Source organism: Aquibaculum sediminis, assembly GCF_040712085.1.
Classification (GTDB): Bacteria; Pseudomonadota; Alphaproteobacteria; order Kiloniellales; family DSM-21159; genus Aquibaculum; species Aquibaculum sediminis.
Map to the genome: position 1 here is coordinate 76,920 of NZ_JBFCVK010000010.1, position 17,497 is coordinate 94,416.

Consider the following 17,497-nt stretch of genomic DNA (forward strand, 5'->3'; position numbering starts at 1 on the left):
CCGACTCAGCCCCTGTCGCGCCGCAGGCCCGGCAGGACCAGAACGCAGAAGAGGCCGCTGATCACCAGGACGAGGGCGATCAGTTCCGCGGGGCCGATGCGCTCGCCCAGCAGCAGCCCGCCGGAGAAGACGCCGACCAGCGGGACCAGCATGGTGCCGATGGCCGCCACCGGCGCCGGAAAGATGCGCACGATCTGAAACCAGGCCCAGTGCCCGAAGGCGATCGCGATGGTGATGGCGTAGACCACGCCGATGAGCTGCCCAGTGCTCCAGTTCTCGGCCCAGGGGGCATCGCTCTGCACCGTGAGCGCGCCCGCCGAGACCACCAGTGCAGCGGTGAGAAGCTGCCAGCCGGAAAGGGTCGCCGCGGAGACCGACCAGGAAAAGCGCTTGGTCAGCACGGTGCCCAGGGCCCAGGACATGGCTGCACTCAGGATCGCAAGCACGCCGTAGGGTGCGGCCAGGATGGCATGCATTTCCGGCATGAGCAGCGCGGCCAGACCGCTCAACCCCAGCGCCAGCCCGGCCACACGGGTGGCGGTCAGGCGCTCGTTCAGCAGGAGTATGGACAAGAGCGATGCCCAGAGCGGCATGGTGAAGGCGATGATGGAGGCCCGGCCCGCATCCATCAGGGTCAGGCCATAGGCCGTCAGCAGCTGCCAGCCCACCATGTTGAAGCAGGCGCAGATGATGAGTGGCAGGATCTCTTTGCGTGGCACCCGAAGACGCGCGCCATAGACCCGCGCCAGGAACAGCGTGGTGAGCGCACCGAAGGTCAGGCAGGCCGCACGGAAGTGCCAGACCGGCAGGACCTCCACCGCGAGTTTCATGGCCGGCCAGTTGAGGCCCCAGCAGAGCCCCAGCGCCAGCAGCAGGCCATAGCCGATGGCTGGGGTCTCGAACCGGCTCCTGCTCTGCTGCCCGACAGCGCTCAAGCCTCTTGCTCCTGGTCTTCCGTCCCTCGGTCGTCGTCTTCAAGGGCGGCAAGGCGCGCCAGCACCGCCTGCTTCTCTTCGACAGTCATGATCGGCCAGTCCCGGATCTCGTCGAGGGTGCGCAGGCAGCCGATGCAGTGGGTGCTGTTGCGGTCGATCTGACAGATCTGGCGACAGGGAGAAGGGATGGAGGTGTCGAAGACCCGTCCCCTGGCCGCCCGCCGTTTCTGTCGTCTCACCTGCCGCTCGTCAGGATTCACATCGACCTCAGCCGGCGTCTGTGCGCTGGCTGCCACGGTCCAGGCGCGAGGCGAGCGAAGCTTCAAGGAAGGGATCGATGTCGCCGTCCAGCACACCATCGGCATTGCCCTTCTCCACGCCGGTACGCAGGTCCTTCACCATCTGATAGGGCTGCAGGACGTAGGAGCGGATCTGGTGGCCCCAGCCGATGTCGGTCTTGCTCTCCTCCTCGGCGGCCGCCGCTTCCTCACGCTTGCGTAACTCGTACTCGTAGAGCCTGGCCTTCAGCATGTTCATGGCATGGGCCCGGTTCTTGTGCTGAGAGCGTTCGTTCTGACACTGCACCACGATGTTGGTGGGCAGGTGAGTGATGCGGATGGCGGAATCGGTCTTGTTGACGTGCTGACCGCCGGCGCCCGAGGCGCGGTAGGTGTCGACCCGCAGATCCTTGTCCTGGATGTCCACCTCAATGGTCTCGTCCACCACCGGATAGACCCACACACTGGCGAAGGAGGTGTGGCGCCGTGCCTGGCTGTCGAAGGGGGAGATGCGCACCAGCCGGTGCACGCCGGCCTCGGCCTTGAGCCAGCCGTAGGCGTTGTGGCCCTTGACCACCAGGGTGGCGGACTTCAGGCCGGCCTCTTCGCCGGCGCTTTCCTCCAGCCACTCCACCTTGTAGCCGTGGGCCTCTGCCCAGCGGGTGTACATGCGCACCAGGATCTCGGCCCAGTCCTGTGCCTCGGTGCCGCCGGCGCCGGCATTGATTTCCAGATAGCAGTCGTTGGCATCGGCCTCCCCAGAGAGCATCGATTCCAGCTGACGCTTCTCCACCTCGGCCTTCAGCGCTGCCAGGCTGGCCTCGGCTTCGCGCACACTGTCTTCGTCACCCTCGGCCTCGCCGAGTTCGATCAGGGTGAGCGAATCCTCCAGTTCCTGCTCCAGCTTGCGGTATCCGCCGATCCCTGATTCCAGCGCACTGCGCTCGCGCATCAGCTTCTGCGCGGCGTCGGCGTTGTTCCAGAGCTCGGGATCCTCGGAAAGCGCGTTCAGCTCTTCCAGGCGCTTGAGGGCATTATCCCAGTCAAAGATGCCTCCTCAGCAGGGTCAACGACTCACGAATGTCGTCAACCGCCGCTTGGGTCTCTGCGCGCATTGGCCGGAACTCCTTGCGTCGTCGTTCGGATGGCGTGCCGTTTTCAGCACGAGCAGCCTTCACGTGGAGTCGCCGAGCGATCCACAGGCAGGCGCGAATCTGGTCTAGCAGAGCCGCCGGTCCGGGTACAGGCCGGCGAGAGGCAGCCTCAGTAGAGGCCGCCGGAGCCGCTGCCGCTGTCGTCCATGCCGCCCACGGCCGGCGGGGCTGCGGCTGCGCTGCCCAAGGGTGCGCCGTCCAGCAAGCCGGGCCCGTCACCCGGGCCGGTGCCCTCCTTGAAGGCCTCCCAGATCACGCCACGGCCCGATCCGCTGGCGGGCTCGCCGGTGTCACGCACCACGCGCACGAGCCGTACGCTGTCGGGCACGCGGAAGGGGGTGGCGGGCTCGTCTTCCAGGGCTGCCGTCATGAAGTCCCGGAAGATGGGCGCCGCCACGGCGCCGCCGGTCTGGCGCGGTCCGAGATAGGCCGGCTGGTCGAAGCCGATGTAGACGCCCACCGCAAGGTCGGGGGAGAAGCCGACGAACCAGGCGTCCTTGTGGTCGTTGGTGGTGCCCGTCTTGCCTGCGACGGGCTTGCCGACCGCGCGCACCGAAGTGGCGGTGCCGCGCTGGACCACGCCTTCCAGCATGGACACGATCTGGTAGGCCGAGGCGGAATCCACAATCTGCTCGCGGGTGTCGGTGAGGACGGGCGGCGGGCTGCCGTCGTAGTCGCCTTCCAGATTGCAGTCATCGCAACTGCGGCTTTCGTGGCGGTAGATCGTCTGGCCGTGACGGTCCTGCACCCGGTCGATCAGCGTCGGCATGATGCGCTTGCCGCCGTTGACCAGCATGGCATAGGCCGCGGTGATCCGCAGCGCCGTGGTCTCTCCGGCGCCCAGCGCCAGAGACAGCACTGGCGGCGGGTTGTCGAGCAGGTTGAAGCGCTCCGATATGTCCACGACCTTGTCCATGCCCACGTTCTGGGCCAGGCGCACGGTCATCAGGTTGCGCGAAAGCTCGACGCCGACGCGCAGCGGCGTCGGACCATAGTACTGGTTCGAATAGTTGGTCGGGCGCCACTGGCCCTGGCCGGGCCCCTGATTGATCACGAAAGGCGCATCGAGGATGATGCTCGACGGCGTGAAGCCATTCTCCAGCGCCGCCAGATAGACGAAGGGCTTGAAGGAGGAACCGGTCTGGCGGTTGGCCTGGGACGCGCGGTTGAACTCGCTGAGCTCGTAGGAGAAGCCGCCGCTCATGGCCAAGACCCGGCCGGTGTGGGGGTCGAGTGCAACCAGCGCCCCGTTGACCTCGGGGATCTGCCGCAGGATATAGCGCGGCGCCGGCGCGTCCTCCGCCGCCTCGCCGTTGTCCGCTTCGCCTGCTTCGGTTTCGCCGCTTTCGGTTTCACCCGCCTCGTCGTCTTCGGACTCCCCGTCGTCTGAGGCTTCGGCGTCCGCTTCCTCGCTTTCCAGGCGTTCCACCAGAATCACATCGCCGAGCGCGAGCACATCGGAGGGGTGGCTGGGCTCGTTGCCGACCCGGCGGTCCTCGAGCTGTGGCCGGGCCCAGCGCAGTTCCTCCATGGGAATACGCCCGCGGCTGCCGTCGGCCAGCCCGATGGGAACCTCCTCGGCGATCTCGTCGTCGAGCACGATGGCCAAGTCCCAGCCTTCGGCGCCTTCCGGGCGATCCACCCGGCGCAGCGGGATGAGCCAGCCTTCATCACCGATTTCGATGTTCTGCAGCGGCCCGCGCCAGCCGAAGCGCCGGTCGTAGGCCAGGACTCCGTTACGCAGCGCGTCGTCGGCGTAGTGTTGGAGCTCCGGCACCAGTGAGGTGCGCACGGACAGCCCGCCCTCGTAGAGGGCATCGGAGCCGAACTGACGCATGATCTCGCGGCGTACGTCTTCGGTGAAGTAGTCGGCGCGCGCCACCTCGGCTTCGGTGCGGCTGCGGGTTTCCAGCGACTGCTCCATGGCCGCGCGCGCTTCGTCCGGCGTGATGAAGCCGTCGTCGCGCATGCGGCCCAGGACCCAGTTGCGTCGGATGATGGCTTGCTCGGTGCGCCGCGTGGGGTGGTAGTTGTTGGGCGCCTTGGGCAGCGCCGCGAGGTAGGCCGCTTCGGCAAGGGTGAGATTGTCGAGCGATTTGTTGAAGTAGAGCAGCGCGGCTGCGGCCACGCCGTAGGCCCCGCCACCCAGATAGATCTCGTTCAGATAGAGCTCGAGAATCTGGTCCTTGTTCAGCGTCTGCTCGATACGGAACGCCAGCAAAGCCTCGCGAACCTTGCGCTCCAGGCTGACCTCGTTGGTCAGCAGGAAGTTCTTCGCCACCTGCTGGGTGATGGTCGAGGCGCCTTCCGGCCGGCGGTTCTGACCCAACTGAGAGAGGTTGGTCAGCGCCGCACGCGCAACGGAGCGGAAGTCGATGCCGGGGTGGCTGTAGAAGTTCTGGTCTTCCGCCGAGATGAAGGCGTTGCGCACGCGCAGGGGAATCGTCTCGATGGGCACGAAGACACGCTGCTGCACCGCGAACTCGGACAGCACCCGCCCGTCGCCTGCGTGAACACGCGTGGTGGTCGACGGCTGGTACTCTGCCAAATGGCTGTAGTCGGGGAGGTCGGCGCTGAAGTGCTGGAAGAGGTAGAATCCCACACCGGCGACGACGACAAGTCCGGCCGCGCCGAGTGTCACGATCCAGGACAGCAAGCGCATCATTCTCGAACAACCTCGATCAGGGGAGCCGCGGGCTCCCGGAACAGTTCATGGTTCTGATGGTGGAATATGGCACAAGCCCGGCAACTGGTAGCCCCTGACGTGTCCATCCTGCGACTTTTTGCAGTCGATCCGTGGCAGGGCACCCCGGAAGCCGTGCTGCGGCGGTGCCTGATCCTGCTGTGGCTGGAGTCCTGCAGAGGGGTGCCTTCCATAACTTGGGCCCGATAAACCCAGGCAAATGTATAATCGCTTCCACCCCTTGCGGCAATGTCGGCCGTGTTTCGCGCCGTCGGGTGCGGGTTTTGCCGCAGGCGGGGTTTTCTGGACCGGGTTGGGGCGGCATAGTAGCGCCGCGTCGGCGGAGGCGCGCGGGAGGAGGGTGATGAGAGATGCCAGTTAAGGGACTTGTTGCGGCCCTGTTGCTCGGGGGCGGTCTGTGGCTGCCGGCCGGCCAGGCGCTGGCCCAGGACGGGGAGTCGAGCGAGGGCGCCGAGGGTGGGCGCCTCGCGGCCGAGATTGCTGCCTGCCGTATGGTTCGGGATTCGACCGAGCGCTTGCGCTGCTACGACGCCGCGGCGGGCCTTGCGGACGAGGAATCGGTGGTCGAGGAAGGCGTCGTGATGCAGCTCGCCGGCGAGGACGATTTCGACAGCGACACCTTCGTCTCCGAGACGCCCTGGCATCTGCGCTGGAACAGCCGCGGCTCGATTTTCACCGTCGAGCTGCAGGACATTACGGGAGAGCTGGTCGCCATCATCGGCAACCAGATCGGCGCCGGCGAGGACCGCTCCGAGGTGCAGCCGCCCGGCGAGTACCAGGTGGCGGTGCGGGCCATCGGGTCCTGGCAGATCTGGGTCATGGAGGAAGATTGAGGTGATGGTGGACCGGAGCCAGGGGCGATGACCATGCGCACGGCCAAGTTCGCGATCGGCCAGATCGTGCGCCACCGCCTCTATCCCTTCCGCGGTGTGATCTTCGACGTCGACCCCGTCTTCGCCAACACCGAGGAATGGTGGCAGTCGATTCCGGAGGACGTGCGCCCGTCCAAGGACCAGCCCTTCTATCATCTCTACGCCGAGAACGAGGAGACCGCCTACGTGGCCTACGTCTCGGAACAGAATCTGGTCCCCGACGACAGCGGCCGACCCATCTCCCATCCCGATGTGCCCCGCCACTTCGAGGGGCCGGCCGACGGGCGCTATCAACTGCGCAATCCTGCCAACCACTGAGTCGGACTCACTGAGCCAGCCCATTGCGCCAACGCGAGGCAGGGCAGGGGACAAGAGGCCCGGGATGAGTCCCGGAGTCTCCGACCCGTGGGGTCAGCCCTTGGCGCGCGGCTCCTTCAGCTCGACCTCGACGAAGGCCACCGGTGCATCGCCTTCGTTGATCACGTTGTGCGAAGTGCCGGCGTCGCGGTTGTACGCGCCGCCCACGGTCAGCTCCGCCTCGTTGCGCTTGCCCTGGTCGTCCACCAGTACCAGGCGCCCGGGCACCACCGGCACCACCACGTAGTCGTATTCATGCACATGGTGACCGGTCTCGCTGTTGGGCGGGAAGTCCCAGCGTGTGACGCGCACGCGGTCGTTCTCCAGCAGTTCGGTCGGTTGGGCAGGGGCGAGGGCCATGGTCGTATTCCTTTTCGTGTCTTGGGTGCGCGCAGGATGCTGCGTCGGCGCATCTTCCGGCACCGGCCGCGCTTTGCAATGGTCACGTTGACAGCCCCGATGCCAGAGCGCAAAGCATGCCCGCCATGCGCATTGAGTTCAGCAACGTCGAGGTAACGAAGGAGGGGCACAGCCTGCTGCGCGCCCTCGATTTGGTCCTGGAGGAGCGGCGGCTGGCGGTGATCGGCGCCAACGGCTCGGGCAAGACCACCTTCGCCCGCCTGCTCAACGCTCTGGTGCTGCCGAGCGGCGGCAGCCTGCGTGTCGGGGGGCTGGACACGCGCCGCGCGGCGCGGGAGGTGCGCCAGCGCGTCGGTATGGTCTTCCAGTTTCCTGAGGCCCAGATCATCCAGCCCATCGTCGTCGAGGACGTGGCCTTCGGCTTGGAACTGCGCGGTGTTGCCAGTGGTGAGGCGCGGCGGCGCGCTCTGGCGCTCCTGGAGCAGCTGGGGCTCGAGGCCCTGGCCGAGCGGCCGGCGCACAGCCTCAGCGGCGGTGAGCGGCAGCTGGTCGCGCTGGCGGCGGTGCTGATCACCGAGCCGGAGCTGATCGTCTTCGACGAGCCCACCAACCAGCTCGACCTGGCCAACCGCAACGCGCTGCGCGCACGCCTGGCGGCGCTGGAGGCGCAGGTGCTGGTGGTGACCCACGACCTCGACTTCGTCGCGGATTTCGACAGGGCGCTGCTGCTCGACGCCGGGCGGCTTGCCTTCGACGGGCCGCCGCAGGCAGCGGCAACGCGCTACGTCGCCGCGGTCGGCTGAGCGGCGGAGTGAGCGACAGGTGATCTCTCTCTATCGGCCCGGCCGCACGCCGCTGCATCGCCTGCCGGCTGGGGCCAAGCTGCTGGGGCTTTTCGCGCTGGGCATCGGGCTGTTCCTGACTCGCGACGGCCTGCTGCTCGGCGTGGCAGCGCTGGCGGCGCTGGCGCTGCTGCTGTCGCTGCGGGTGCCGGCCGGGCTGCTGCTGCGTCAGCTTGGGGTGACCTTGGCGCTGCTGGCCTTTCTGGTGGCGGCCAACGCGTGGCTGGTCACGCCGGAGGAGGGGCTGGTGGTGGGCCTGCGCCTGCTGACCCTGGTGACGGCGGCCACCGCGGTGACCTACGCCACGCGCCCCGGCGCGCTGATCGCCGCCTTCCAGGGCGCGCTCTCGCCCCTCGGGCCCTGGGGACGACGCCTGGCCTTTCATCTCGGCCTGGCGCTGGCCCTGGTCTTGCGTTTCACCCCCGAGGTGCTTTATCGCATCCGCGAACTGCGCGAGGCCATGGCGGCGCGCGGCATCGCCGGGCGGCCGCTGCGCCTCGTGGTGCCGCTCGCGGTGCGGCTGCTGCGCTCCGCCGATGAGGTGGGGCTGGCGCTGGAGGCGCGGGGCTATCCCCCCGCCGAGGTGCCGCCGCCACCGGAACAGAGACAACAGGATCCTCCATGAACCCCCGTGATCTGGTCGCCGTCCCACTTTTTGCCGCGCTGATCGTGGCGCTGGGTGTCATGCCGCCCATCCCGCTCGGTTTTCTGCCGGTGCCGATCACGCTGCAGACCCTGGGCGTGATGCTGGCTGGCGCCATGCTGGGGCCCTGGCGCGGTGCGCTGGCACCGGCGCTGGTGGTGCTGCTGGTGATTCTCGGCCTGCCGGTGCTCTCGGGCGGGCGCGGCGGCCTGGGCGTGCTGGCGGGGCCGACGGCGGGTTTCCTGATCGGCTGGATCCCCGGTGCCCTGGTGACCGGTCTGCTGGCCCGGCCGGTGCTGCGGCGCGGCGGGCAGGACTGGCGGGTCCTGCTGGGCCTGCTGCTGGCCTGCGTGCTGGGCGGCATCGCAGTGATCTACGCGCTGGGCATCGCCTGGCTGGCGCTGGTGGGCGGCGTCGGGTTTGGCGCGGCGGCGCTGGGCTCGCTCGCCTTCCTGCCCGGCGACCTGGTCAAGGCGGTGATCGCCGCCGGCGCCACCCGCGCCGTGCAGCGGGTCTATCCCCTGCAGTGACCCCGGGCAATAAGCCTCAGTCGCCTTCCTGGAAGCGCAGCGGGCGGCCGCGTGGCGGGCCCTGCAGCTCGTCCTCGCGCATCACGATCTCGCCGCGGATCACCGTCATCACCGGCCAGCCGGTCACCTGCATGCCCTCGAAGGGCGACCAGCCGCATTTGGAGGCCAGCCAGGAAGCGGTGATGTCCCGCTTTGCGTCCAGGTCGACGATGGTGATGTCGGCGTCGTAGCCGAGCGCCAGCCGGCCCTTGCCCACCAGACCGAAGACGCGCTGCGGCCCGTGGGCGGTGAGGTCGACCAGCCGCTCCAGGGTGAGGCGCCCGGCGGCCACATGGTCCAGCATCAGCGGCAGCAGGGTCTGCACCCCCGGCATGCCCGAAGGCGTGCGGGGATACTGGCCCTGCTTCTCCGCCAGGGTGTGCGGCGCATGGTCGGAGCCCAGGACGTCGAAGAGACCCTGGCGCACCCCTTCCCAGAGCGCGGCGCGGTGGCGGGCCTCGCGGATCGGCGGGTTCATCTGCGCCAGGGTGCCCAGACGCTCATAACAGTCCGGCGCCTCCAGGGTCAGGTGCTGCGGCGTCACCTCGCAGGTGGCAACCTCGCGGGCATCGGCCAGCAGCGGCAGCTCCTCGGCCGTGGTGACGTGCAGCACGTGCACCCGACGCCGCGCCTCCCGCGCCAGGCGCAGCAGGCGTTCGGTGGCCAGGCGCGCCGTCTCGGCATCGCGCCAGTGCGGATGCTGCTCCGGCCCGGCGTCCTCCTGGATCAGCGCCAGGCGTTCGCGCAGCCGCGTCTCGTCCTCGGCGTGGACCGAGACCCGGCGCCGGCCGCGGCGCAGCACCTCGGCCAGCAGCATCTCGTCGTCCACCAGCAGGCTGCCGGTCGACGACCCCATGAAGACCTTGATGCCGGCGCAGCCGGGCAGGCGCTCCAGCGTGGCCAACTCCTCCAGGTTTTCCGCCGCCGCGCCGATGTAGAAGGCATGGTCGACCCAGGCCCGCTCGCGCGCGCGCTCGAACTTGGCTGCGAGGTCCGCGGCGGTCAGGGTCGAGGGGTTGGTGTTGGGCATCTCGAAGAGCGCCGTCACCCCGCCCAGCGCGGCGGCCCGGGTGCCGCTTTCCAGGTCCTCCTTGTGCTCCAGTCCCGGCTCGCGGAAGTGCACCTGGCTGTCGACCACGCCGGGCAGCAGGGTCAGCCCGCGGCAGTTGATGCTCTCCGCCGCCTGCGCGCCCTCAAGGTCGCCGATGGTGGCGATGCGGCCGTCGCGCAGTCCCAGGTCGGCCGCCTCGCGCCCGTTGGGGGTCATCAGCGTGCCGCCGCGCAGCAGCAAATCGTAAGGCTGGCTCATCTCTTCCCTCCGCTTGCGGTTTCGCTTCTTCTATGCGCTCCCAGAGGTGCTGCGTCGAGAGGGTGCCATGCCGTGGCTTGCAGGCGGCGACATGATCGCCCACCTTCTGGGGCGCCGGCACACCTGCCCATCGCGCCCCTCAGCCCCCGAGGAGTTTCCGCCATGACCGCCCACTACTGCCTTGCCCCCGACCGCGGCGTCCTGCGCGTCGCCGGGCCCGACGCCCGCAGCTTCCTCCAGGGCATCGTGACCAACGATGTGGAGCAGGCCGGCGCGCAGCGGGCCATCTGGTCCGCTTTCCTGACGCCCCAGGGCAAGTACCTGCACGACTTCTTCCTGATCGAGCAGGGGGACGCGCTGCTGCTGGAGATGGCGGCGGAGCGGCGCGAGGACCTGGCCCGGCGCCTCAAGCCCTACAAGCTGCGCACCAAGGTGGAGATCGTGCCGGCCGACGACGACTGGGTGGTGGCGCTGCTCTGGGGCGAAGCGGTGCCGGCGCGCCTGGGGCTGCCGGCGGAAGCCGGCGCGGCCGGACCGCTGGGCGCGGGCCTCGCCTTCATCGACCCGCGGCTGCCGGAAGCCGGCGCCCGGGCGCTGCTGCCCGCGGGCGAGGCGGAAGCAATTCTGGAGGCGGCCGGCTTCCAGGAGGCGCCGCGTGCTGACTGGGACGAGCAGCGCATCGCGCTCGGCCTGCCCGACGGCGCGCGCGACATGGAAGTGGAGAAGGCGATCCTGCTGGAGAACGGCTTCGACGAGCTGGGCGGGGTCGACTGGCGCAAGGGTTGCTTCCTGGGCCAGGAGCTGACCGCGCGCACCAAGTACCGCGGCCTGGTGAAAAAGCGCCTGCTGCCGCTGCGCTTCGACGGCCCGGCCCCCGAATCCGGCGCCACGGTCACGCGAGAGGGCAAAACCGTGGGCGACATCCACAGCGTTGGCCGACACCACGCCCTCGCCCTGCTGCGCCTGGAAGCCTTCGACGGCCCGCTTCAGAGCGGCGACACGGCGCTTACCCCGGCACGCCCCCCCTGGCTGCGCCTGCAGGCCGAGGAGAAGGCCTAGCGGCGGGCGGGGGCGGCCCTCTCCGCAATTGCGCAGGAGAGCCCCTCTCCGCAATTGCGCAGGAGAGCCCCCTCACGCGGCGCGGAAGTTGGCGAAGTCCCAGTGTTTGCCGGGGGCGGCGTCGAAGAGGGATTGGGTGTAGGGGTGCTGGGGGTTGGCGAAGAGGCCGGCGGTGGGGCCGTGCTCGACCACCTCGCCGCGGTGCATCACCGCCACCCGGTCGCAGATCTGGGCGGCCACGCGCAGGTCGTGGGTGATGAAGAGCACGGCAAGATCGAAGCGCTTGCGCACGTCGTCCAGCAGCTTGAGCACCTGGGCCTGCACCGAAACGTCCAGGGCGGAGACCGCCTCGTCGGCGATGAGCACCTCCGGCTCCATGGCCAGCGCCCGGGCGATGGCCACGCGCTGGCGCTGCCCGCCGGAGAACTGGTGCGGGAAGCGGTCCACCGCCGCCGGGTCGAGGCCGACCAGCCCCATGAGCTCGCGCGCCCGGGCCCAGGCCTCCTTGCTTGACAGGCCGAAGTTCATCGGCCCCTCGACGATGGACTGCCCCACCGTGCGGCGCGGGTTGAGGGAGCGGTAAGGGTCCTGGAAGACGATCTGGATGCGCCGGCGGTGCGGGCGGAGCTGCCGGGCCGAAAGCTGGCCGATCTCGTCCCGATCGATGAAGATCTCCCCGGCCGAGGGGTCGATGAGGCGCACGATGCAGCGCGCCACCGTGGACTTGCCGGAACCGGACTCGCCGACGATGCCCAGGGTCTCGCCCCGGCGCACCTCGATGTCCACGTCCCGGGCCGCGCGCACCTCGCGCGCCTTCTGCAGGATGCCGCCACCGCCGTAGATCTTGGCCAGTCCGCGGGTCGAGAGAACCACCGGCTGCTCCGATAAGGGCCTGCCCGCCGGTGGGCGTATGGAGGGGACCGAGGAGATCAGCATGCGGGTGTAGTCGTGCTGCGGCCGACTGAGCAGCTCGCGGGTCGGCCCCTGCTCGACGATCTTGCCCTTCTCCATGACGATCACCCGGTCGGCGATCTCGGCCACCACGCCGAAATCGTGGGTGATGAAGAGCACGCCGGTGTCATGCTCGGCCTGGATCTGCTTGATGAGCCGCAGGATCTGCGCCTGGGTGGTGACGTCGAGCGCCGTGGTGGGCTCGTCGGCGATCAGCAGCGCCGGCTCCAGCGCCAGGGCGGCGGCGATCATGATGCGCTGGCGCTGGCCGCCGGAGAGCTGGTGCGGGTAGGACTTGCGCAGGCGCTCCGGCTCCGGCAGGCGCACCGCGTCCATGACCTCCAGCACCCGGGCCAGGCGCTGGCGCGGGCCCATGTCGGTGTGGATCTGCAACACCTCCTCGATCTGCTCGCCGCAGGGCATGACCGGGTTGAGCGCGGTCATGGGCTCCTGGAAGATCATCGACATCTTGGCCCCGCGCAGGCGGCGAAGCGCGGCCGGGCTCTTGTGCAGGATGTCCTCGCCCTGCAACAGGATTTCGCCGGCGGTGGGCGTGAGCTGCTTGCGCGGCAGCAGGCCCATGACGGTGTGGGCGGTGACCGACTTGCCGGAGCCGGACTCGCCCACCACGCAGAGGATCTCGTTGCGGCCCACGGTGAGCGTCACGTCCTCCACCGCATTGACGCGGTCGCCGGTGGCGGGCAGACGCACGGTGAGGCCGCGCACTTCGAGCACCGGGCGGCTGCGGTCCTTGCTGTCGCTCATGCTCACATCTTCCTCGCAATGCGGGGGTCCAGGGTGTCGCGCAGGCCATCGCCCAGCACGTTGACGGCCAGCACCGTGAGCGCCAGGGCCAGGCCGGGGAAGAAGATGATCCAGGGCGAGATCTGGAAGTAGGTGCGGCCCTCACTCATGATGTTGCCCCACGAGGGGATCTCCGGCGGCGTGCCGACGCCGATGAAGGAGAGGATGGCCTCCGTCAGCATGGCCGAGCCGCAGACATAGGTCGCCTGCACGATCAGCGGCGGGATGGTGTTGGGCAGCACATGGCGGATCAGGATGCGCGGCAGGCGCGTGCCCGCGGCCACCGCCGCCTCGACATAGGGCTCCTCGCGCACCGAGAGCACGATGGAGCGCACCAGGCGCACCACCCGCGGCACCTCCGGCACGGTGATCGCCACGATCACGGTCACCAAGCTGGCGCCGGAGAGCGAGACCAGGGCAATCGCGAGCAGGATGCCGGGAATGGCCATGAGCCCGTCCATCAGCCGCATGATGATGGCGTCGAGCCAGCGGATGTAGCCGCTGATCAGGCCGATCAGCAGCCCGAAGCAGATGGAAAGCACCGCGGCGGAGAGCCCGACGATGAGCGAGACCCGGGCGCCGTAGACCGTGCGGCTGAAGATGTCGCGGCCGTACATGTCGGTGCCGAAAAGGTGCTCGGCCTCCGGCGGGCGCAGCCGCGCCACCGGATTGAGGCGAATCGGGTCCGCCGTGGCGATGTAGGGGGCAAGGATCGCCACCAGCGCCATGAAGACCAGCAGCAGGCCGCCGATCACCATGGTGGGGTAGCGCGCGAAGATGCGCCGCCGGAAGTCGCCGGCCCAGGAGGTCAGCTTGCCGCCCGGCGCGTCGCGATCGAACAGAACACTCAATAGCGAATCCTCGGATCGAGCAGGGTGTAGATGATGTCGACCAGCAGGTTGATCAGGATGTAGACCAAGCTGAACAGCAGGATCAGCGCCTGAATGATCGGGTAGTCGCGCTTGAGGATGGCATCGACCACGAGGCGCCCGAGACCGGGGATGTTGTAGACCGTCTCGGTGATCACCACGCCGCCGATCAGCAGCGCCACGCCGATGCCGATCACGGTGACGATGGGCACCGCCGCGTTGCGCAGGGCGTGTCGGAACAGCACCTTGCGCTCCGTCTGCCCCTTGGCCCGGGCGGTGCGGATGTAGTCCTCCTCCAGCACCTCGAGCACGCTGGCTCGGGTGATGCGGGCGATGAGCGCGATGTAGATGGCGCTCAACGTGATCGCCGGCAGGATGATGTGTTGCAGGAAGCCCACCGGATCCTCGGTGGGACTTCGAAAGCCCTGCACCGGCGCCCACTGCAGTTGCAGCGCGAAGATGTAGATCAGGATGTAGCCGACCACGAAGACCGGGACCGAGAAGCCGAAGACCGCGAAGATCATCACCAGGCGGTCGATCCAGGACCCGGCCTTCCAGGCCGCCAGCACGCCCATGGGCACGGCGAGGCTGACCGAGAGCACGATGCTGACCAAGGCCAGCAGCAGCGTCGGCTCAAGCCTTTGCCCGATCAGGCGCGAGACCGGCAGGTTGGAGAAGATCGAGATGCCGAGATCGCCGCGCAGCAGCGAGCCGAGCCAGGTGAAGAACTGGATGTGCAAGGGCTGATCGAGGCCGAGCTTCTCGCGGATGCGCTGAACATCGGCCGGACTGGCGTAGTCGCCGGCAATCACCGTGGCCGGATCGCCCGGAGAAAGGTGCAGCACGAGGAAGACGAAAAGGGCGACGATGCCCACGACGGGCACTGCGGCCAGGATGCGTTGTACGAGGAAAGCGTACATATGTCCCTTTCGGAAACGCTCTCAATCGGGGCTGAACAGGCGACCGCCCAGGCGATCACCCGCAGGCGGCTCCCGGTGCCGACCGCTGCCGGCGCCGGGAGCCTTGCCCGAGGTTACCGCTCGACCGAGACGTTCCAGAAGAACTGGACCGGCGATTCGATCAGGCCTGACACATAGTCGCGATAGGCCACGGGATTGAACCAGGTCCCGAAGTTGCCGTGCGTGCCGTACTCGATGGCCCGGGCCTGAACGGCGTCGGCGAGCTCGCGCTGCTTCTCCGGGTCGGTCTCCCGGGCGAAGGACCGGCGCAGATCCTCGATCTCCTCGTCCTCAGGCCAGCCAAACCAGGCCGCGTCGCCGCCGGCGCCGATGCCGGTGTGGACCACGGGGTTGGAGATGTCGCCGCCGATCCACCAGGTGTGGAAGATGTTCCAGCCGCCTTCCTCAGGCGGATCCTTCACCGCGCGCCGCGAGGTGATGGAGGCCCAGTCCATGGCCACCAGTTCCACGTTCATGCCGATGTCGCGCAGGGACTCGGCGGTCACCAGGCTGGCGGCATTGGTCACCGGGATGTCCGCCGGCTGCAGGATCACCACCGGGGTGCCGTCATAGCCGGCCTCCTCCAGCAGCGCCCGGGCCGCCTCCGGATCGTAGGTCATGCCCTCGACCCCGGCGTCGGTCTCCAGCGGTGCGCCGCAGGCATAGTAGGACATGCAGACCTGGTAGAACTCCGGATTGCCCACGGCCGCCTGCATGTAGCGTTCCTGGTCCATGGCCTTGAGCGCGGCCTGGCGAACCTGCTGGTTGTCGAAGGGCGGGTGCAGGTGGTTCATGCGCATCATGCCCTGGTTGCCCAGGGGATCGAGCACCTCGACCACCATGCCCTCCGAGCTCTCCAGCACCGGCACGAGGTCGGCCGGCGGCTGCTCGTAGTAGTCCACCTCGCCGCTGATCAGCGCGTTCATCGCCGTCGAGGGGTCGGGGATGTAGAGCCATTCCACGCGGTCGACCTTGGCGATCTTGCCGCCGGCGGCGCCGCTGGGCGGTTCGTCGCGGGGCACGTAGTCCTCGAACTTCTCGTAGACCACCTTGCTGCCCGGCACCCATTCGTCCGGATTGAACTTGAAGGGGCCGGAACCGATGACCTCGGGCACCTGCTCGAAGGGATCGGTCTCCGCCAGGCGCTTGGGCATCATGAAGGGGACGTTGGAGCTGATCTTGCCGATGGACTCCAGCACCAGGCCATAGGGCTCCGAAAGCTGCATCGTGAAAGTCTTCTCGTCGACCGCCTCGAAGGAGTCGATCACGCCCATGAGCTGCTGGCCCATGCCGTCGCGCGCACCCCAGCGCTCCAGCGAGGCGATGCAGTCCTCGGCGGTCACCGGCTCGCCGTCGTGCCACAGCAGGCCGTCGCGCAGGGTGAAGGTCCAGGTGAGATTGTCGTCGCTCACCTCCCAGCTCTCGACCATCTGGGGCTGTACCTCCAGGTTTTCGTCGAGGGCAAAGAGGGTGTCATAGACCATGTAGGCGTGGTTGCGGGTGATGTAGGCCGTGGTCCAGATCGGGTCGATGTTCTGGAGATCGGCATGCGGAATCACCCGCAGCACCGATTGGGCTGCGGCATCGCCGCTGCCTGCAGAAAGCAGAAGGGGCGCCGCCACGATGGCGCTTGCCAAGGCGAGAGTGCCACGCCGGGTTAATTTGATCATTTTTTGGAAACCTCCACTGTCAGCCAGTTGTCGGGTTACGGCCCGCTCTGTGCGGACCCCCGGTTTATGATGCTGCCCTGTGCGCGGCTCTGCGCGATCTTCCTGCCGGCATTGCCGCTGACCCCCGGCCGTCGTTCCGTCGATCGTTTTGGGGGCCGATGGCCTCCCAAGCCGCTCCCCCCAGGAAACGACGCCACGTGAGTCTCGACTATTGAAAGCCGGAACCGATCGAAATGTCGATGCCTGATATTATGGAAGGGCGAACAACTGCGCGCGGTTCTTGTGCCGTTGCGGAAGAGGAGTTTCCTATAGTTGAGTTTTCGGCAATCATAAGATGAGAAGTACGACTGCAGCATAGCCAGAGACTGCAGTGCGGCTCGAACGGGAACTTGCGCCGATGCTCAAATCGCGAATCGGCGACTCAGTCGCTGGAACGGCTTACGTGATCCAGCAGCCCCTGTCCGCCACGCTCGATGTCCTCGCGGATGGCCTTGCGGGCCGCTTCGGGATCGCGCTCCTCGAGCGCACGGATGACCCGCAGGTGCGGATGCGGCTCCCAGTCCGGCACGCCGGCGTCGTAGAGATGGGAGAGGATGGGCCCGCAGCGCACCCAGAGGCCCTCGACCAGTTCATGGACGATGGGCAGGCGGGCAAGCCGGCAGAGTTCCAGGTGGAACCCGGTGTTGAGGTCGACCGCGGTCGCGAAATCCGCGCGCTCGTGACAGGCGGAGATCTGGGCGTGAATCGCAGCAAGGCCCGCGATTTCGGCCGCGCTGGCCAGCCGTGCGGCCGTGGCGGCGCCGCGGCCCTCCAGGTCGACCCGGATTGCCCGGATCTCCAGCAGCTGGTCCAGGGTGAGCCGTGGCACCACCACGGTGCCGCGGCCGTCGAGGGTGAGTGCCTTTTCCGCCACAAGGCGCATCAGGGCTTCACGCATCGGCGTGGCGCTGATGCCGAAGCGCTGCGAGAGCGGGCGCAGGCGCAGCTTGGCGCCCGGGCGGAGCTGGCCGCGCATCAGCGCACTGCGCAGGGCCTGGTAGGCCTGCTCGCCCAGGCTTTCCTTCACCACCGGCTGCAGCCAATCGCCGCTGCCGTTTTCCTGCTGACCAGCGGTACTCAGCGTACTTGACATAACCCTGCCGGCGCTCGTTTATTTGTTATA

General features: G+C 68.2%; 17 protein-coding genes. 6 read left to right on the plus strand and 11 right to left on the minus strand.

Features of this window, described 5'->3' with window-relative positions:
* Window positions 1-5: 5 nt before the first annotated feature.
* The 4 genes from ABZ720_RS15350 to ABZ720_RS15365 form a co-directional block, all read right to left on the minus strand.
* A complete protein-coding gene (locus ABZ720_RS15350) occupies window positions 6-935 on the minus strand; it encodes a DMT family transporter (protein WP_366556402.1) in 930 nt (309 codons plus the stop codon).
* Window positions 932-1,174 carry a DUF1289 domain-containing protein gene (locus ABZ720_RS15355; protein ID WP_366556403.1) on the minus strand — a complete coding sequence of 81 codons (243 nt, stop codon included), beginning with the start codon at window positions 1,172-1,174 and terminating at the stop codon, window positions 932-934. The genes ABZ720_RS15350 and ABZ720_RS15355 overlap by 4 nt, the downstream gene beginning before the upstream one ends.
* Window positions 1,175-1,202: 28 nt before the next feature.
* A protein-coding gene (gene prfB, locus ABZ720_RS15360) for a peptide chain release factor 2 (protein ID WP_366556404.1) occupies window positions 1,203-2,328 on the minus strand; the annotation gives its coding sequence in 2 pieces (ribosomal slippage) (window positions 1,203-2,258 and window positions 2,260-2,328; 1,125 coding nt in all).
* 148 nt (window positions 2,329-2,476) lie between these two features.
* Complete coding sequence (locus ABZ720_RS15365) at window positions 2,477-5,032, minus strand: penicillin-binding protein 1A (protein WP_366556405.1); 2,556 nt, start codon at window positions 5,030-5,032, stop codon at window positions 2,477-2,479.
* A 389-nt stretch (window positions 5,033-5,421) separates the two neighbouring features.
* On the opposite strand from ABZ720_RS15365, the gene ABZ720_RS15370 reads away from it, so the two are divergent.
* Together ABZ720_RS15370 and hspQ are read left to right on the plus strand one after the other, a co-directional pair.
* The gene (locus ABZ720_RS15370) at window positions 5,422-5,904 is read left to right on the plus strand and encodes a hypothetical protein (RefSeq protein WP_366556406.1); all 483 of its coding nucleotides are present in this window, start codon (window positions 5,422-5,424) and stop codon (window positions 5,902-5,904) included.
* 27 nt (window positions 5,905-5,931) lie between these two features.
* Window positions 5,932-6,261 carry a heat shock protein HspQ gene (gene hspQ / locus ABZ720_RS15375; RefSeq protein ID WP_366556407.1) on the plus strand — a complete coding sequence of 110 codons (330 nt, stop codon included), beginning with the start codon at window positions 5,932-5,934 and terminating at the stop codon, window positions 6,259-6,261.
* Window positions 6,262-6,354: 93 nt separating this feature from the next.
* Here the strand turns inward: hspQ and ABZ720_RS15380 are convergent, their stop codons facing one another.
* Window positions 6,355-6,660, minus strand: coding sequence for a cupin domain-containing protein (locus ABZ720_RS15380; RefSeq protein WP_366556408.1), 306 nt, complete (start codon window positions 6,658-6,660; stop codon window positions 6,355-6,357).
* Between the two features lie 125 nt (window positions 6,661-6,785).
* Here ABZ720_RS15380 and ABZ720_RS15385 point away from each other — a divergent pair, with 125 nt between their 5' ends.
* From ABZ720_RS15385 to ABZ720_RS15395, 3 genes are read left to right on the plus strand one after another with little or no spacing between them, the layout of a single operon-like run.
* A complete protein-coding gene (locus ABZ720_RS15385) occupies window positions 6,786-7,463 on the plus strand; it encodes an energy-coupling factor ABC transporter ATP-binding protein (protein WP_366556409.1) in 678 nt (225 codons plus the stop codon).
* 19 nt (window positions 7,464-7,482) lie between these two features.
* Entirely contained in the window at window positions 7,483-8,127 is a 645-nt protein-coding gene (locus ABZ720_RS15390; protein WP_366556410.1) for an energy-coupling factor transporter transmembrane component T family protein, read from the plus strand.
* Window positions 8,124-8,675 (plus strand): biotin transporter BioY, encoded by a 552-nt coding sequence (locus ABZ720_RS15395; protein WP_366556411.1) that lies wholly within the window; start codon window positions 8,124-8,126, stop codon window positions 8,673-8,675. The genes ABZ720_RS15390 and ABZ720_RS15395 overlap by 4 nt, the downstream gene beginning before the upstream one ends.
* A 16-nt stretch (window positions 8,676-8,691) precedes the next feature.
* Here the strand turns inward: ABZ720_RS15395 and ABZ720_RS15400 are convergent, their stop codons facing one another.
* Window positions 8,692-10,023: a dihydroorotase gene (locus ABZ720_RS15400; protein ID WP_366556412.1), complete on the minus strand. Its 1,332-nt coding sequence runs from the start codon at window positions 10,021-10,023 to the stop codon at window positions 8,692-8,694.
* A 162-nt stretch (window positions 10,024-10,185) separates the two neighbouring features.
* On the opposite strand from ABZ720_RS15400, the gene ygfZ reads away from it, so the two are divergent.
* Window positions 10,186-11,082: a CAF17-like 4Fe-4S cluster assembly/insertion protein YgfZ gene (gene ygfZ / locus ABZ720_RS15405; protein WP_366556413.1), complete on the plus strand. Its 897-nt coding sequence runs from the start codon at window positions 10,186-10,188 to the stop codon at window positions 11,080-11,082.
* 72 nt (window positions 11,083-11,154) lie between these two features.
* On the opposite strand, the gene ABZ720_RS15410 is transcribed toward ygfZ, so the two are convergent.
* From ABZ720_RS15410 to ABZ720_RS15430, 5 genes are all read right to left on the minus strand, one after another.
* Window positions 11,155-12,798, minus strand: coding sequence for an ABC transporter ATP-binding protein (locus tag ABZ720_RS15410; protein WP_366556414.1), 1,644 nt, complete (start codon window positions 12,796-12,798; stop codon window positions 11,155-11,157).
* Window positions 12,799-12,800: 2 nt separating this feature from the next.
* Window positions 12,801-13,688 (minus strand): ABC transporter permease, encoded by an 888-nt coding sequence (locus ABZ720_RS15415; protein ID WP_438264112.1) that lies wholly within the window; start codon window positions 13,686-13,688, stop codon window positions 12,801-12,803.
* A complete protein-coding gene (locus ABZ720_RS15420) occupies window positions 13,685-14,626 on the minus strand; it encodes an ABC transporter permease (protein ID WP_366556415.1) in 942 nt (313 codons plus the stop codon). Before ABZ720_RS15420 ends, ABZ720_RS15415 begins: the two co-directional genes overlap by 4 nt.
* Window positions 14,627-14,739: 113 nt before the next feature.
* Entirely contained in the window at window positions 14,740-16,335 is a 1,596-nt protein-coding gene (locus tag ABZ720_RS15425; protein WP_366556416.1) for an ABC transporter substrate-binding protein, read from the minus strand.
* A 421-nt stretch (window positions 16,336-16,756) separates the two neighbouring features.
* Window positions 16,757-17,467 (minus strand): GntR family transcriptional regulator, encoded by a 711-nt coding sequence (locus tag ABZ720_RS15430; protein WP_366556417.1) that lies wholly within the window; start codon window positions 17,465-17,467, stop codon window positions 16,757-16,759.
* Window positions 17,468-17,497: the final 30 nt, after the last annotated feature.

What these genes read in the sequence shown, in the direction of transcription:
- ABZ720_RS15365 (WP_366556405.1), bottom strand. Translation starts at nt 5,032, where the DNA reads ATGATGCGCTTGCTGTCCTGGATCGTGACACTCGGCGCGGCCGGACTT.
- ABZ720_RS15370 (WP_366556406.1), top strand. Translation starts at nt 5,422, where the DNA reads ATGCCAGTTAAGGGACTTGTTGCGGCCCTGTTGCTCGGGGGCGGTCTG.
- hspQ (WP_366556407.1), top strand. Translation starts at nt 5,932, where the DNA reads ATGACCATGCGCACGGCCAAGTTCGCGATCGGCCAGATCGTGCGCCAC.
- ABZ720_RS15380 (WP_366556408.1), bottom strand. Translation starts at nt 6,660, where the DNA reads ATGGCCCTCGCCCCTGCCCAACCGACCGAACTGCTGGAGAACGACCGC.
- ABZ720_RS15385 (WP_366556409.1), top strand. Translation starts at nt 6,786, where the DNA reads ATGCGCATTGAGTTCAGCAACGTCGAGGTAACGAAGGAGGGGCACAGC.
- ABZ720_RS15395 (WP_366556411.1), top strand. Translation starts at nt 8,124, where the DNA reads ATGAACCCCCGTGATCTGGTCGCCGTCCCACTTTTTGCCGCGCTGATC.
- ABZ720_RS15400 (WP_366556412.1), bottom strand. Translation starts at nt 10,023, where the DNA reads ATGAGCCAGCCTTACGATTTGCTGCTGCGCGGCGGCACGCTGATGACC.
- ygfZ (WP_366556413.1), top strand. Translation starts at nt 10,186, where the DNA reads ATGACCGCCCACTACTGCCTTGCCCCCGACCGCGGCGTCCTGCGCGTC.
- ABZ720_RS15410 (WP_366556414.1), bottom strand. Translation starts at nt 12,798, where the DNA reads ATGAGCGACAGCAAGGACCGCAGCCGCCCGGTGCTCGAAGTGCGCGGC.
- ABZ720_RS15420 (WP_366556415.1), bottom strand. Translation starts at nt 14,626, where the DNA reads ATGTACGCTTTCCTCGTACAACGCATCCTGGCCGCAGTGCCCGTCGTG.
- ABZ720_RS15425 (WP_366556416.1), bottom strand. Translation starts at nt 16,335, where the DNA reads ATGATCAAATTAACCCGGCGTGGCACTCTCGCCTTGGCAAGCGCCATC.
- ABZ720_RS15430 (WP_366556417.1), bottom strand. Translation starts at nt 17,467, where the DNA reads ATGTCAAGTACGCTGAGTACCGCTGGTCAGCAGGAAAACGGCAGCGGC.